General features: G+C 54.5%; 12 protein-coding genes and 1 riboswitch. Of the genes, 3 read left to right on the forward strand and 9 right to left on the reverse strand.

The annotated features are described in order from the left end of the window. Nucleotides 1–416: 416 nt before the first annotated feature. Together murI and btuB are read right to left on the reverse strand one after the other, a co-directional pair. The gene (murI, locus tag PanJK_RS21960; protein WP_265302959.1) at nucleotides 417–1,268 is read right to left on the reverse strand and encodes a glutamate racemase; all 852 of its coding nucleotides are present in this window, start codon (nucleotides 1,266–1,268) and stop codon (nucleotides 417–419) included. After that, complete coding sequence (gene btuB, locus PanJK_RS21965) at nucleotides 1,213–3,093, reverse strand: TonB-dependent vitamin B12 receptor BtuB (RefSeq protein ID WP_265302961.1); 1,881 nt, start codon at nucleotides 3,091–3,093, stop codon at nucleotides 1,213–1,215. Before btuB ends, murI begins: the two co-directional genes overlap by 56 nt. A gap of 68 nt (nucleotides 3,094–3,161) precedes the next feature. Then, a riboswitch (cobalamin riboswitch) is annotated at nucleotides 3,162–3,343 on the reverse strand. A 112-nt stretch (nucleotides 3,344–3,455) separates the two neighbouring features. Here btuB and trmA point away from each other — a divergent pair. Next, nucleotides 3,456–4,559, forward strand: coding sequence for a tRNA (uridine(54)-C5)-methyltransferase TrmA (trmA, locus tag PanJK_RS21970; protein ID WP_265302964.1), 1,104 nt, complete (start codon nucleotides 3,456–3,458; stop codon nucleotides 4,557–4,559). A 33-nt stretch (nucleotides 4,560–4,592) separates the two neighbouring features. Here trmA and PanJK_RS21975 read toward each other — a convergent pair whose 3' ends face one another. After that, nucleotides 4,593–4,949, reverse strand: coding sequence for a YijD family membrane protein (locus PanJK_RS21975; protein ID WP_265302966.1), 357 nt, complete (start codon nucleotides 4,947–4,949; stop codon nucleotides 4,593–4,595). Nucleotides 4,950–4,967: 18 nt separating this feature from the next. Then, a complete protein-coding gene (gene fabR / locus PanJK_RS21980; protein ID WP_008109648.1) occupies nucleotides 4,968–5,612 on the reverse strand; it encodes an HTH-type transcriptional repressor FabR in 645 nt (214 codons plus the stop codon). Nucleotides 5,613–5,806: 194 nt separating this feature from the next. Here fabR and sthA point away from each other — a divergent pair, with 194 nt between their 5' ends. Then, a complete protein-coding gene (gene sthA / locus PanJK_RS21985; protein ID WP_008109650.1) occupies nucleotides 5,807–7,207 on the forward strand; it encodes a Si-specific NAD(P)(+) transhydrogenase in 1,401 nt (466 codons plus the stop codon). Here sthA and oxyR read toward each other — a convergent pair. Further along, a complete protein-coding gene (gene oxyR / locus PanJK_RS21990; protein ID WP_008109652.1) occupies nucleotides 7,190–8,107 on the reverse strand; it encodes a DNA-binding transcriptional regulator OxyR in 918 nt (305 codons plus the stop codon). The genes sthA and oxyR overlap by 18 nt on opposite strands. A 47-nt stretch (nucleotides 8,108–8,154) precedes the next feature. Here oxyR and PanJK_RS21995 point away from each other — a divergent pair, with 47 nt between their 5' ends. Continuing rightward, complete coding sequence (locus PanJK_RS21995) at nucleotides 8,155–8,403, forward strand: hypothetical protein (RefSeq protein ID WP_265302971.1); 249 nt, start codon at nucleotides 8,155–8,157, stop codon at nucleotides 8,401–8,403. Here PanJK_RS21995 and argH read toward each other — a convergent pair. The 4 genes from argH to argC form a co-directional block, all read right to left on the reverse strand. Further along, entirely contained in the window at nucleotides 8,395–9,768 is a 1,374-nt protein-coding gene (gene argH / locus PanJK_RS22000) for an argininosuccinate lyase (protein ID WP_179453192.1), read from the reverse strand. The two genes, PanJK_RS21995 and argH, sit on opposite strands and share 9 nt — an antisense overlap. Nucleotides 9,769–9,843: 75 nt before the next feature. Further along, nucleotides 9,844–11,061, reverse strand: coding sequence for an argininosuccinate synthase (locus PanJK_RS22005; RefSeq protein WP_179453191.1), 1,218 nt, complete (start codon nucleotides 11,059–11,061; stop codon nucleotides 9,844–9,846). Between the two features lie 14 nt (nucleotides 11,062–11,075). Further along, entirely contained in the window at nucleotides 11,076–11,849 is a 774-nt protein-coding gene (argB, locus tag PanJK_RS22010) for an acetylglutamate kinase (RefSeq protein ID WP_265302975.1), read from the reverse strand. Between the two features lie 15 nt (nucleotides 11,850–11,864). Next, entirely contained in the window at nucleotides 11,865–12,869 is a 1,005-nt protein-coding gene (argC, locus tag PanJK_RS22015) for an N-acetyl-gamma-glutamyl-phosphate reductase (protein WP_222186068.1), read from the reverse strand. Nucleotides 12,870–12,967: the final 98 nt, after the last annotated feature.

Raw genomic sequence — 12,967 nt, forward strand, 5'->3', positions numbered from 1 at the left:
ATGATCAAACTCTTCAATTTAAGTTTGATTTGCTGAAACAGGTTCAGCGGTGCTCATCTGTAAAACGTCATAATGAATTTCATTATGTGTTCACTCGTGAGGCTTTGATATTTTGTTGCGTCCTAAGACGCTGATATCAATCCTGCGAGTGCCCACACAGATTGTCTGATAAATTGTTAAAGAGCATGCCGCGATTTCTCTAGCGGCGCGGGATGCGTATATTACGCTTTCCGCATTCTCAGTCAAGCATTTATTTTTGCTTTTCTGAAGGTTGCCTTGAAGGCTACCTCCTGAACACATCGCTTCGTAAGCCGTTGTTCCGTGTCAGTGGAGGCGCAGTATAGGGATTTCTTCGGGGCTGACAAGTGCTAATTTCAAATTAATTTCCGAGTGCTGATTTTTTCGTCGAAACGTCCCTAAACTGCTAATTTTTCCAGCAACGGGAAGCCATAACGCTGCAAAATCGATGACAATTTCGTCACTTCATCATCCAAACGTGTACAGAACGCTAAATTCTGCCCGGACGAAACCGCCTGCGGTGCTTCATGCTCTAATAACCAAACGGTACGTCGCGCGATAGCCGCGCCCGAATCCACCAACCTTGTCCCTTCCGGCAGTACCAATTGCAGCTCATCACGTAATAAAGGGAAATGCGTACAGCCGAGAACCACGGTATCGGGCGGCTCTTTCATACGTAGCCAGGGTTGCACAGCGCGACGCACATCGGCCAGTTCAACATCTTCGCCATGCAGCTTGGCTTCCGCCAGTTCCACCAGCTCAGCAGAACCGAGCATTTCGATTTTGCAGTCCCGGGCAAATTGCGCCACCAACTCATGCGTATAAGGACGCTTCACCGTGCCACGCGTGGCCAGTAATCCCACCACGCCGTTACGCGTCAGACGCGCAGCAGGTTTAATCGCAGGCACCACACCCACAACCGGGAATTCGAAGCGCTCACGCAGAGCCGGCAAAGAGATGGTACTGGCTGAGTTACAGGCGATGATCACCAGCGCAAGCGGAAAACGCTGAGTGATAGCCGTCACCACCGCCACTACACGCTCGACAATAAAGTCTTCGGATTTTTCGCCGTACGGGAAACCTTCATTATCGAAGGCGTAAAGATAGTGAAGATCCGGCAGTAAATGCCGGACCTCATCATAGACAGACAGCCCACCGACGCCGGAGTCAAACACCAGCACGGTGGGTTGTAGATCAGAAGCTGTAGCTGGCGCTGAGGTAATACTCCGTTCCTGGAGTTGGATAGCCATACACTGTCTCGTAATCTTTATCGAACAGGTTGGCAATTCTACCACGAACGGTGAGCTGTGATGTGACCGGATACGAAACTGCCAGATCCCACAAACTCACGCCGCCTAATTTTACGCGTTCAGCGGTATAAGAGTGGTTGTAATCGGTATCGAAACGATCGCCGAGATAGTGATAAGTCACAGACCAGTCGAAGTCATACACCGTCCAGTCGAGTTGATACTTCACCTGCTGCTTCGCACGGCGCACCAATTGCTGATTGGTCTCAGCATCACGCGCATCGACATAATCGTAAGAAATCTGATGGCTAAGCGGGCCGGTATCGAACGATGCCGTAGCCTCAACACCTTTAATACGTACTTTGTCGATGTTGTAGTAGATGAAAGTGCTTGGATCGCTATCAATCAGATTTTCGATGTCATTGCGATAACCCGACACGCGCCAACTGACCGGCCCGGTTAAACCTTCAAAGCCACCTTCCCACTGTTTACTCTCTTCCGGTTTCAAATCGCTGTTGCCGTAAGAACCATACAGCTGACCAAGACGCGGCGCTTTATAGGCGGTCGCATAGTTAGCGAAGACGCTGTAGCCGTCAACAAACTCCCAGGATGCGCCACCCTGCCAGGTGCTGTGCCAGCCAAACTGACTGTTGTCATCACCACGCAGCGCACCTTCAAGTGTTACATCGCCAAACTTTTGCTGCGCAGTGGCGTAAATGCCGGTATCGCGCAGTTCAGTGCTATGGGTGACATACGCGGTGCCCGGCTCGGTAGTCTGTTTCTGCCAGTCTACGCCGCCGCTGACGGTGCCTTGCCCAACCTGGAAGGTATTGCCCCATTGCAGGTTATATTGCTTACTGTCATCCAGTATGGTCGCCGGACCATAACGGCCAGTGCGTGGATCATAGTTGTAATCTTTGCTGCGGCTGTAGCTGGCAATCAGCTGAGTGGAATAGATGTCATGGTTGTAGCGCAGGCCGGTATCCCAAGTCTGGCTATATAGCTGACGAGTGTCATTTAATCCGGTGATATTGAAACTGCTGTCATAACTGTAAGTGCCGTCATAGGCCGTACGGTTATCAAAACCGTAACCGCGGAAGAAGCCACTCAGCTCGTCGCTAAATTGATGTTCCAGCGATCCATACAGCGACTTGCTCATGAAACCATCGCGGTCTTTTTGTGCCGGATCGCCATACACATCAGGTAAGTTGGCCACCACATCGTAGCCTCGGGTGTAGGTGTAATTACCGGCCATGGTCAGCCTGGTGGCATCACCCAACTGTTGCTGCGTTGAACCTTCATAACTCTGATAACCGTTCGAACCCACACCAGCGGTCAACGTTGTGCCTGGTTTATCGCGGCCGGTAATAATGTTGATGACTCCACCAATCGCATCCGAACCATACACCGCCGAACGCGCGCCACGCACATATTCGATGCGTTGCACCAGCGAAAGCGGAATCTGGCTGAGATCGGATGAACCGGAAACGCCGGCCTGATTGAGACGAATACCGTCAATCAGCACCAGAACATGACTGGAATTGGTGCCTCGAATAAACAGCGAACTGCTCTGACCCATACCACCATTCTGCGCGATATCCACGCCCGGCAAACGGCGCATCACATCGCTCAGGGTTTTTGACTGCCAGCGATCAATATCTCCACGTGTCACCACGGAAGTTGGCGCCAGCACCGACGAGACCGGCTGTGCGAAGCGGTTAGCGGTAACGATTTGCGTATCATCATTCTGCTGCGCGTAGCCAAATTGCGCCCAGAGAGACAACGCCGTTGCACTGAAGGCAAACAGCGAAGCATGTGTTTTTTTCATTGTTATAGCATCCAAAAGACGAAGCAGGATGCCGCACGACTACAACCAATAGCTCGCGATGGTCGTATGTATTGCGACGTTACACCGGCAGGTCTTCGGGCTGAGAATCATAAATGGTGAAAAACTTCCCATCCGGCAGGACAGTGTTTATCAGTGCCATCACCACGACATTCTTTACCGCTGCGCGTCAGCTCCAGATTCACACTGGATTCCCTTTTAACTCAAGGAGGCCGGCAGGCGCAGTCTACGGCCAGGAAGGCCGGAAATCCAGACTTCCAGCCATCTTGTTTTCCGCAGGGCTGGACATCAGCAGTTGAATGCCTACAATCGCCCGGCAAGCCAGCTTATTACCAGGATTAAAGATGACACCCGAACAGCTCCCGATTGAACAATACGACGCGCAACTGGCGGAAAAAGTCAGCCGCTTACAGGCGATGATGGTGCCCTTTGCTGCGCCCGACGTGGAGGTGTTCCGTTCGCCGGTCAGCCACTATCGGATGCGTGCCGAATTCCGCATCTGGCACGACGGTGACGATCTCTACCACATCATCTTTGATCAACAGACCAAGCAACGTATCCGCGTCGATCAATTCCCGGCGGCCAGTGAATTGATCAACCAGCTGATGCCAAAACTGATCGCGGCGATCCGCGACAACCGCGCGCTGCGTTTTAAGCTATTCCAGATCGATTACCTGTCGACGATGAGCAACCAGATCGTCATCTCGCTGCTCTATCACCGCAAGCTGGAAGAGGAGTGGACCGCCGCCGCCAGCGCCCTGCGTGATAGCCTGCGTGCCGAAGGCTTTGACGTGCAGCTGATTGGCCGCGCCACCAAAACCAAAATCTGCCTCGATCGCGATTACGTTGATGAACGTCTGCCGGTTGCCGGTAAAGAGATGATTTATCGTCAGGTGGAGAACAGCTTCACCCAGCCAAACGCGGCGATGAATATTCAGATGCTGGAGTGGGCGCTGGACGTGACGCAGGATTCGCGTGGCGATCTGCTGGAACTCTATTGCGGTAACGGCAACTTCTCGCTGGCGCTGGCGCGTAACTTCCGCCGCGTGCTGGCCACCGAGATTGCCAAGCCGTCAGTCGCGTCCGCGCAATACAACATTGCCGCCAACCAGATTGATAACGTGCAGATTATTCGTATGGCCGCCGAAGAGTTTACTCAGGCGATGACGGGCGTACGCAGCTTCAATCGTTTAGAAGGCATCGACCTGAAGAGCTATCAGTGCGAAACCATTTTTGTCGATCCGCCGCGCAGCGGGCTGGATGAGGAAACCGTGAAGATGGTGCAGGCGTATCCGCGCATCCTTTATATCTCCTGCAACCCGCAAACCCTGTGCGACAACCTCGCGGTGCTGGGAGAAACGCATGATGTCACGCGTCTGGCGCTGTTCGATCAGTTCCCGTATACCTATCATATGGAATGTGGCGTGCTGCTGACGCTGAAAGCCTAAACAAAAACGGGAACCCTCAAGGTTCCCGTTTTTTTACTGCTTGCTCTTCGCGCGGCGGAAACGCATACCAATCCAGAACACCAGCGCTACCATCAGAATGGTCGGGATGAAGTTGGAGCCGATATCCGGATATTCAGCCCGCACCAGCGCGCTATAAACCAAAATACCCAGCAGAAAGAACGCCGCCGCCAGTGAAGGCATGCCGTCTGGCATATTGCGGTTGAGATAACGCTGATGCAGACACCAGGCCGCGAGGCCAAGCGCGATCAGTGGGAATATCGAAAAGGGAACAAACGTGCTGAACAGCACCGAAAAGGAGCCGTTGATCGCTAAACCGGTGATAAAAGCCAATAAAAGCGTTCCTTTATCGCGTGGGTTTTGCTGAATCATTTCATTATCCTTATCACATTACTCTTCGGGTTTTTCCAGGGTAACTGCCAGGCGCTCTTGCTCCCGGCGATACCAGTAATAAGCGCCTTTGGCGATCATGCGCAACTGCAGCACTAATCGATCCTCCAGCTTGCGGCGCTGCTCAATATCAACGTCCAGCGCTTCGGCACCCGCGCTAAACACAATCGTCACCATCGCTTCGGCCTGCGCTTCGGTGAAGCTGCGCGGCATGCGATTTTCCAGCTCAAGGTAATCGGCCAGTTCGGCGATGAAGTGCTGAATCTCACGGGCAACGGCGGCACGAAATGCCGCCGAGGTTCCGGAACGCTCGCGTAGTAAGAGCCGAAAAGCGTTGGGATTGTTCCCGATGAACTCCATAAAAGTTGCCACCGAGGTTTTGATGATGCTGCCGCCCTTGGCAATACGCTGGCGCGCCTGACGCATTAACTGGCGCAGCATCAAGCCGCTTTCGTCTACCATGGTCAAGCCCAGCTCGTCGACATCGCGGAAGTGACGATAAAATGAGGTCGGTGCAATCCCCGCTTCGCGTGCAACTTCGCGCAAACTCAGGCTGGCAAAACTCCTTTCTGCACTTAACTGACTGAAGGCAGCTTCAATCAGTGAACGTCGTGTACGTTCTTTTTGTAGCGCTCTGACGCCCATTTTCCCGGCCTTTTAGGTGATTTGGCAGGCACTATAACAAACTTTTCAGCGTACAGCGGTGCAAACTTTGTGAACGCCTGTGAACCTCACGCTTTGTCAAACTTCAGCAATTTACGCTGTTAGAATTCAGATGTGCGCGGCGAGATGTTAGAATCTCGTTGTAAAAATGTGATAAAAAAATAGGACGTACTGGTATGCAAAAGTCTTACGATTACGATGCCATTGTGATTGGCTCCGGTCCGGGCGGCGAAGGTGCGGCGATGGGGCTGGTGAAGCAGGGAGCGCGTATTGCAGTGATCGAACGCTACCACAACATCGGCGGCGGTTGTACTCACTGGGGAACCATCCCTTCCAAAGCCTTGCGTCACGCTGTCAGCCGTATCATCGAGTTCAATCAAAACCCACTTTACAGCGATCACACTCGACTCCTGCGCTCCTCATTCGCCGACATTCTCAACCACACCGAGAACGTGATCAGTCAGCAAACCGCGATGCGTCAGGGTTTCTACGAGCGCAACCGCTGTGAACTTTATCAGGGCGATGCCCGATTTGTTGATGCCAACACTATCGAAGTGGAACAACCCGACGGCACCCGCGAGCGCTTAACCGCTGAGAAATTCGTTATTGCCTGCGGTTCTCGTCCGTATCATCCAGCGGATGTCGATTTTACCCATCCACGCGTTTACGATTCCGACTCCATCCTCAACCTGCACCATGAACCTGGCCACGTCATCATTTACGGCGCCGGCGTGATTGGCTGTGAATATGCCTCGATTTTCCGCGGCCTGAACGTCAAGGTTGACCTGATCAACACCCGCGACCGTCTGCTGGCGTTCCTCGATCAGGAGATGTCAGATTCCCTCTCCTATCACTTCTGGAACAGCGGCGTGGTGATTCGTCACAACGAAGAGTTCGAGAAGATTGAAGGCGTCGATGACGGGGTGATTATTCACCTTAAATCAGGCAAAAAAGTGAAAGCCGATTGCCTGCTGTACGCAAACGGTCGAACCGGTAACACCGATTCACTGGCGCTGGAAAACGTAGGACTGGAAGCGGATGGTCGTGGCCTGTTGAAAGTGAACAGCATGTATCAAACCGCGCTGCCGCATATTTACGCGGTCGGTGACGTGATTGGTTATCCAAGCCTGGCCTCTGCTGCTTACGATCAGGGCCGCATCGCCGCGCAGGCGATCATCAAAGGTGAAGCCACCGCGCATCTGATCGAGGATATTCCAACCGGGATTTACACCATTCCGGAGATCAGCTCCGTGGGTAAAACCGAACAGCAGCTGACGGCGATGAAAGTGCCGTATGAAGTGGGCCGTGCGCAGTTCAAACATCTGGCGCGTGCGCAGATTGTTGGTATGCACGTCGGCAGCCTGAAGATTCTGTTCCACCGCGAAACCAAAGAGATTTTAGGGATTCACTGCTTTGGCGAGCGTGCTGCGGAGATCATTCACATCGGCCAGGCCATCATGGAACAGAAGAACGGCGGCAACACGATTGAGTACTTCGTGAATACCACCTTCAACTATCCCACCATGGCCGAAGCCTATCGTGTGGCAGCGTTAAACGGCTTAAACCGCCTGTTTTAACGAGGTATCCAGATAACCCTTCATGTGGGTTTTGATTGCTTCTGCCAACTGCTCATAGCGGCTGCGCAGAGGCGATCCTGGACGATAGACCAACGCGATGGTGCGCTGTGGAACAGGCTTGTAGCACGGCAAATAGCAGACGCCATCACGTTCGCGTTCATTCGGCACGGACAGCGCAGGCAGCAAGGTAATGCCGCTTCCGGCGGCAACCATGTTGCGCAGCGTTTCTAAACTGGTGGCGCGGAAGTGCGTATCTTCATCGGCACCGGCTTCGAAGCAGAAGCCCATCGCCTGATCGCGCAGGCAGTGCCCATCTTCCAGCATCAGCAATTTCTCACCGGCCAGATCCGACATTGGCACGCGATCGCGATCGCGCCACGGATGATCGGCATACACCGCCAGCGTCATTGGCTCATCAAACAGTGGCACCTCAATAAAGGCTTCACTCTCTTTCACCAACGCCACGATGGCGCAGTCCAGTTTGCCGCTGTCGAGCTGTGCCAACAGTTGCTGCGTCTGCGCTTCGTGCAGGTACATTTCGAGTTTGGGGAAGGTTTTGTGCAGCATCGGGATGATGTGCGGCAGCAGATACGGCCCGGTGGTTGGAATCAAACCAATGTGCAGCGGTCCAGACATCGCTTCGCCCTGTTGGCTCGCCATCTCCTTCAACACTTTCACTTCGCGCAGCACGGTTCGCGCTTGGTCCACCAGCAACAGTCCAGCCTGAGTAAACAACACCTTACGACTGGTACGCTCCAGCAGCATCACACCAAGTTCATCTTCCAGCTTACGAATCTGTCCACTTAAGGTGGGTTGGCTGACATGACATGCGTCAGCTGCGCGCCGGAAATGGCGATGCTCCGCAAGTGAAACCAGGTATTCGAGATCACGAATATTCATTAAAATCCTCCAAACCACGATAGCCCGTGGCGATAGATAGAATAGCAATGAACGATTGGCCCTATCAAGGCGTGAGCGGGAATAATGCGCGCATCAACATGATCTGGAGCAGAACCTGCAAACTGCTTAAAACAAATCACTGTGCTGGCCGGGAGTGGCCTGCCCTTGATGATGTGCCTATAACAAAATGTAATTCCGAAGCTAGAGGTTGGCGGGCTACCGAAGAGGTGCCCGCTTTTTTTGCGTTGGATTTATTGGTCGCCATGAATGGCGACCCTACCAAGACATTAACCTAAACGCTTCTGCGCTTCGCCGATGGCGAAGGCGACCTGCTGAGGCGATACGCCGCCCTGCGCATTACGCTTATCGAGACAGGATTGCAGCGACAGGATCGGATACACGTCATCCTCAATCACCGCACTGAACTGCTGCAACTGCGCCAGAGTGAGCGCTTCCAGCGCCACGCCTTGCTTGATCGCTTCCACCACGGTTTCACCGACAATGTGGTGCGCTTCGCGGAACGGAACGCCTTTTGCCACCAGATAATCGGCCAGCTCGGTCGAATTAGCGTAGCCCTGCTCAGCGGCTTCCTGGCAACGCGGACGTTTTACCTGAATGCCGTCCAGCACCAGCACCGACATATGCAGGCAATCGAGCCAGGTATCAAGCGCATCGAACAGCCCTTCTTTGTCTTCCTGCATATCTTTGTTATACGCCAGCGGCAGACCTTTCAGCGTCATCATCATGCCGGTCAATGCGCCCTGCACACGGCCACATTTGCCACGGATCAGCTCCAGCGCATCCGGGTTTTTCTTCTGCGGCATCAGCGAAGAGCCGGAAGTGACTTTATCAGACAGCTCAAGGAAGCCCGCTTCACCAGTGTTGAAGAAGATCAGGTCTTCGGCAAAGCGTGACAGATGCACCATACCAATCGAGGCGTCTGACAGCAGCTCCAGCACGTGATCGCGATCGGAAACGGTATCGAGGCTGTTACGCGTGGCAGAAGCAAAACCTAACCAGCCGGCCAGCTGCTGACGATCGATCTCGTAAGCGGTACCGGCCAGCGCGCCGCAGCCCAGCGGACTGACATCCATACGCTTCAGTGCATCCTGCAAACGGCTCTCGTCACGCGCCAGCATCTCAACGTACGCCAGGCACCAATGTGCGAAAGTCACCGGCTGCGCACGCTGCAGGTGCGTATAACCCGGCATCACCGCGTCCTGATTGGCTTCTGCCGTAGCGACCAGCGCCGATTGCAGTTCGCGCGTCGCCTCCAGCAGCACGGCAACCTGCTCTTTGCACCACAGTTTCAGATCGGTCGCGACCTGATCGTTACGGCTACGTCCGGTGTGCAATTTCTTGCCCAGCGCGCCGACTTTATCGATCAGCTTGCCTTCCACCCAGCTGTGAATATCTTCCGCATCGCTTTGCAGAATCTGCTCAGGATTGGCGCGTACCTCGGCCAGCAGTTCATTCAACGCGCTTTCCAGCTGTTGCTGCTCTTCATTGGTCAGCACGTTGACCGTCACCAGCGCTTTTGACCAGGCAATCGAGCCGGTAATGTCCTGCTCGGCCAGGCGATAGTCAAAACGCAGCGAGTCGTTGAACTGTTTGAACCGTTGGTCTGCTGCCTGCGAAAAACGTCCGCCCCAAAGTGCCATCTGAATTACTCCTGAATCCGTTATAGAAAAGGCGGCCCGAAGCCGCCCTTGCAAAATATGTCGATTGCCGCGGTATTACTTCTTCTGCTCGTTCAGCGCGCGAATGCGTGAAGAGAGCGAGAACAAGCGGATAAAGCCGCCCGCGTGACGGTGATCGTACACTTCGTCTTCGCCAAAGGTGGCGAACTCTTCTGAGTACAGGCTGTTAGCAGAGGTTTTCTGAATCGCCGTAGCCTGGCCTTTGTACAGCTGCAGTACCACTTCGCCGTTCACCTCTTCTGCCAGTGATTCAGCAGCGGCCTGGATGGATTTGCGCAGCGGCGCGAACCAGCGGCCATCGTAAACCACGTAAGACATTTCATGGCCCAGCTGCTCGCGCCATTTGAAGCTATCGCGATCCAGCACCAGCTGTTCAACCGCACGCAGTGCATTCACCATGATGGTGCCGCCCGGGGTTTCGTAGCAGCCGCGAGACTTGATGCCTACCAGACGGTTTTCCACGATGTCGATACGACCCACGCCGTGTTTCGCACCCAGCACGTTGAGTTTTTCCAGGCACTGGAACGGGCTCAGCTTCTCGCCGTTCACTGCGACAACGCGACCTTTCTCAACGGTAACGGTGACGTTTTCTGGCTGATCTGGCGCTTCCAGCGGATCAACGGTCCACACCCAGCAATCTTTGTTTGGTGCGTTAGCTGGGCTTTCCAGCACGCCGCCTTCGGTAGAGATGTGCCATGCGTTCTCGTCACGGCTGTAGATTTTTTCCAGCGACGCAGTGGTCGGGATATTGCGCTCTTTCAGGTAATCCAGCAGCGCCTCACGTGAACGCAGGTCCCATTCACGCCATGGTGCAACCACTTTCAGCTGTGGTGCCAGCGCGGTGTAGGTAGTTTCGAAACGCACCTGATCGTTACCTTTACCGGTTGCGCCGTGGCACAGCGCATCTGCGCCCACTTTCAGTGCCAGCTCAACCTGCGCTTTGGCGATAATCGGACGCGCCATTGAGGTACCCAGCAGATAAGTGCCTTCGTACAGAGCGCCAGTCTGCAGTACCGGATAAACGTATTCGCTGATGAACTCTTCACGCAGATCGGCCACGTGGCACTCAGACGCACCTGACTGCAGCGCTTTCTTCTCAACGCCTTCTAAATCTGCCGGATCCTGGCCAATGTTCGCCACGAACGCCACCACTTCACAGCCGCCGTAGTTCTCTTTCAACCATGGAATGATGGCTGAAGTATCCAGACCGCCTGAGTAGGCCAGAACGATTTTTTTGATGTTTTGCGTGCTCATGTCTTAATCCTTGATTATGCGAGAATCCGGGTGCCAATCGACACGCCGTTGAAAAGGGTTGGCAGTTGTTCAGCATGACGCCAGCTGGCGATATCGACCGGGCGACCGAGCGTGCGGGCGGCATCAAGCGCCGCGTTCACTTTCACGATCATGCCATCGGTGATGATGCCCTGCGCAATCAGCTGTTCCGCTTTCGCGGCGGTCATCTCTTCGATGCGCTGACCTTTGCCGTCGAGAATGCCGCTAACGTCAGACAACAACACTAAATCGGCACCGACGGTCGCCGCCAGCGCAGTCGCCGCCTGGTCAGCGTTGACGTTCATCAACTCGCCGCCGTCGGTGATGCCAATCGAGCTGATCACCGGCATGTAGCCCGCCGCCAGCAGCGTGTTCACCAGCGCAGGATTGCCAGGCGTCGCGTTGCCAACGTGTCCCAGCTCTTCATCGAACTGCGCCACATTAACCAAACCGGCATCGCCGAGGCACAAACCGACTGCGCCGATGCCGTATTTCTTCGCCCACGCCAGCAGTGTTTTGTTGGCGGTACCGGCTAATGCACCGGTAATAATGTCAATCTGATCGGCTGGCGTCACGCGCAAACCGTTCTTCTTTTTCACCGGCAGCGCGAGCTTCTTCATCAGCTCGTCCACCACGCAACCACCGCCGTGCACAATGATCAGCGGACGCTGATGTTCATTGCGGTACGCCAGCAGGGCATCAAACAGACGGGCCAGCGCTTCTTCGCTATCCAGCAGCACGCCACCCAGTTTAATGATCAATGGATTCATTGCGTTATCCGTTCGTTAAATCAAAGACAGCGTTTCGGGGAAGCCGAAACGAATGTTCAAACACTGAACCGCCTGCGATGAGGCGCCTTTCAGCAGGTTATCTTCGGCAGCCACCACAATCAGGTGCTCGCCTTGCATGGCGAAGCCGATGTCGCAGAACGGCAAACCGACCACCGCTTTCAGCGCCGGTACGCCTTTGTCATACACGCGCACCAGCGGTTTGTCGTGGTATGCATTATGGAAGGCATCCGCCACATCCTGTTGCGTCACGCCCGCTTTCAGGCGGCAGGTCGTGGTCGACAAAATACCGCGCGGGAAGCTGCCCAGATGTGGCGTAAAGATCACCGGCGTACCGAGATGTGCCACGATTTCCGGATGATGACGGTGATTAAACAGGCCGTACGGCTGCAAGCTCACTTCACAGAAGCTGGTGCCAACGTTGGCTTTGCGCCCTGCACCGCTCACGCCACTGGTGGCATTGATCACTGGCCACTGTGCGTCGCTAAGCAGGCCCGCTGCGATCAGCGGCTTCAGCGAAAGCTGGGCGGCGGTTGGGTAGCAACCCGGCACCGCAACCAGCTCCGCATCTTTAATTTTGTCGTGCTGCCATTCGGCCAGGCCGTAAACCGCCTTATCCAGCCAATCCTGATGCTGATGGCTGAAACCGTAATATTGGGTATAGAAAGCGTCGTCGTTTACGCGGAATGCGCCGGAGAGATCGAACACCACGCAACCGGCTTTGAGGAATTCAGGTGCCAGATCGTGGCTGACTTCATGGGCGGTGGCGAGGAACACCACATCCACTTTGTCGGCCCATTCAGCGGCATCGCTCAGCGGCTGCAGCGGCAAATCGACAATGCCTTTGAGCTGCGGATGCAAATCCGACAATAACTTTCCAGCATCCGGGCTTTGCGCTGAAACCGCCAAAGCGGTTATGTTCATATGCGGATGGCGATTCAGGTAGGTGGCAAGCTCTACGCCAGCGTAACCACTGGCACCAACGATCAGCGTATTCAACATCAGGCTGTATACCTTATTACAGTCACGTATCGGGTCGCGGCCTTGCCCCGTTGCCCAGAATGCCGTTTGCAGAAGATTTGATGCTTCACATGCAAGCG

It is taken from the genome of Pantoea sp. JK, from assembly GCF_026130245.1.
Taxonomy (GTDB): Bacteria; Pseudomonadota; Gammaproteobacteria; order Enterobacterales; family Enterobacteriaceae; genus Pantoea; species Pantoea trifolii.

What these genes read in the sequence shown, in the direction of transcription:
- argC (WP_222186068.1), bottom strand. Translation starts at nt 12,869, where the DNA reads ATGTTGAATACGCTGATCGTTGGTGCCAGTGGTTACGCTGGCGTAGAG.
- oxyR (WP_008109652.1), bottom strand. Translation starts at nt 8,107, where the DNA reads ATGAATATTCGTGATCTCGAATACCTGGTTTCACTTGCGGAGCATCGC.
- btuB (WP_265302961.1), bottom strand. Translation starts at nt 3,093, where the DNA reads ATGAAAAAAACACATGCTTCGCTGTTTGCCTTCAGTGCAACGGCGTTG.
- PanJK_RS21975 (WP_265302966.1), bottom strand. Translation starts at nt 4,949, where the DNA reads ATGATTCAGCAAAACCCACGCGATAAAGGAACGCTTTTATTGGCTTTT.
- argH (WP_179453192.1), bottom strand. Translation starts at nt 9,768, where the DNA reads ATGGCACTTTGGGGCGGACGTTTTTCGCAGGCAGCAGACCAACGGTTC.
- argB (WP_265302975.1), bottom strand. Translation starts at nt 11,849, where the DNA reads ATGAATCCATTGATCATTAAACTGGGTGGCGTGCTGCTGGATAGCGAA.
- sthA (WP_008109650.1), top strand. Translation starts at nt 5,807, where the DNA reads ATGCAAAAGTCTTACGATTACGATGCCATTGTGATTGGCTCCGGTCCG.
- PanJK_RS22005 (WP_179453191.1), bottom strand. Translation starts at nt 11,061, where the DNA reads ATGAGCACGCAAAACATCAAAAAAATCGTTCTGGCCTACTCAGGCGGT.
- trmA (WP_265302964.1), top strand. Translation starts at nt 3,456, where the DNA reads ATGACACCCGAACAGCTCCCGATTGAACAATACGACGCGCAACTGGCG.
- murI (WP_265302959.1), bottom strand. Translation starts at nt 1,268, where the DNA reads ATGGCTATCCAACTCCAGGAACGGAGTATTACCTCAGCGCCAGCTACA.
- PanJK_RS21995 (WP_265302971.1), top strand. Translation starts at nt 8,155, where the DNA reads ATGAACGATTGGCCCTATCAAGGCGTGAGCGGGAATAATGCGCGCATC.
- fabR (WP_008109648.1), bottom strand. Translation starts at nt 5,612, where the DNA reads ATGGGCGTCAGAGCGCTACAAAAAGAACGTACACGACGTTCACTGATT.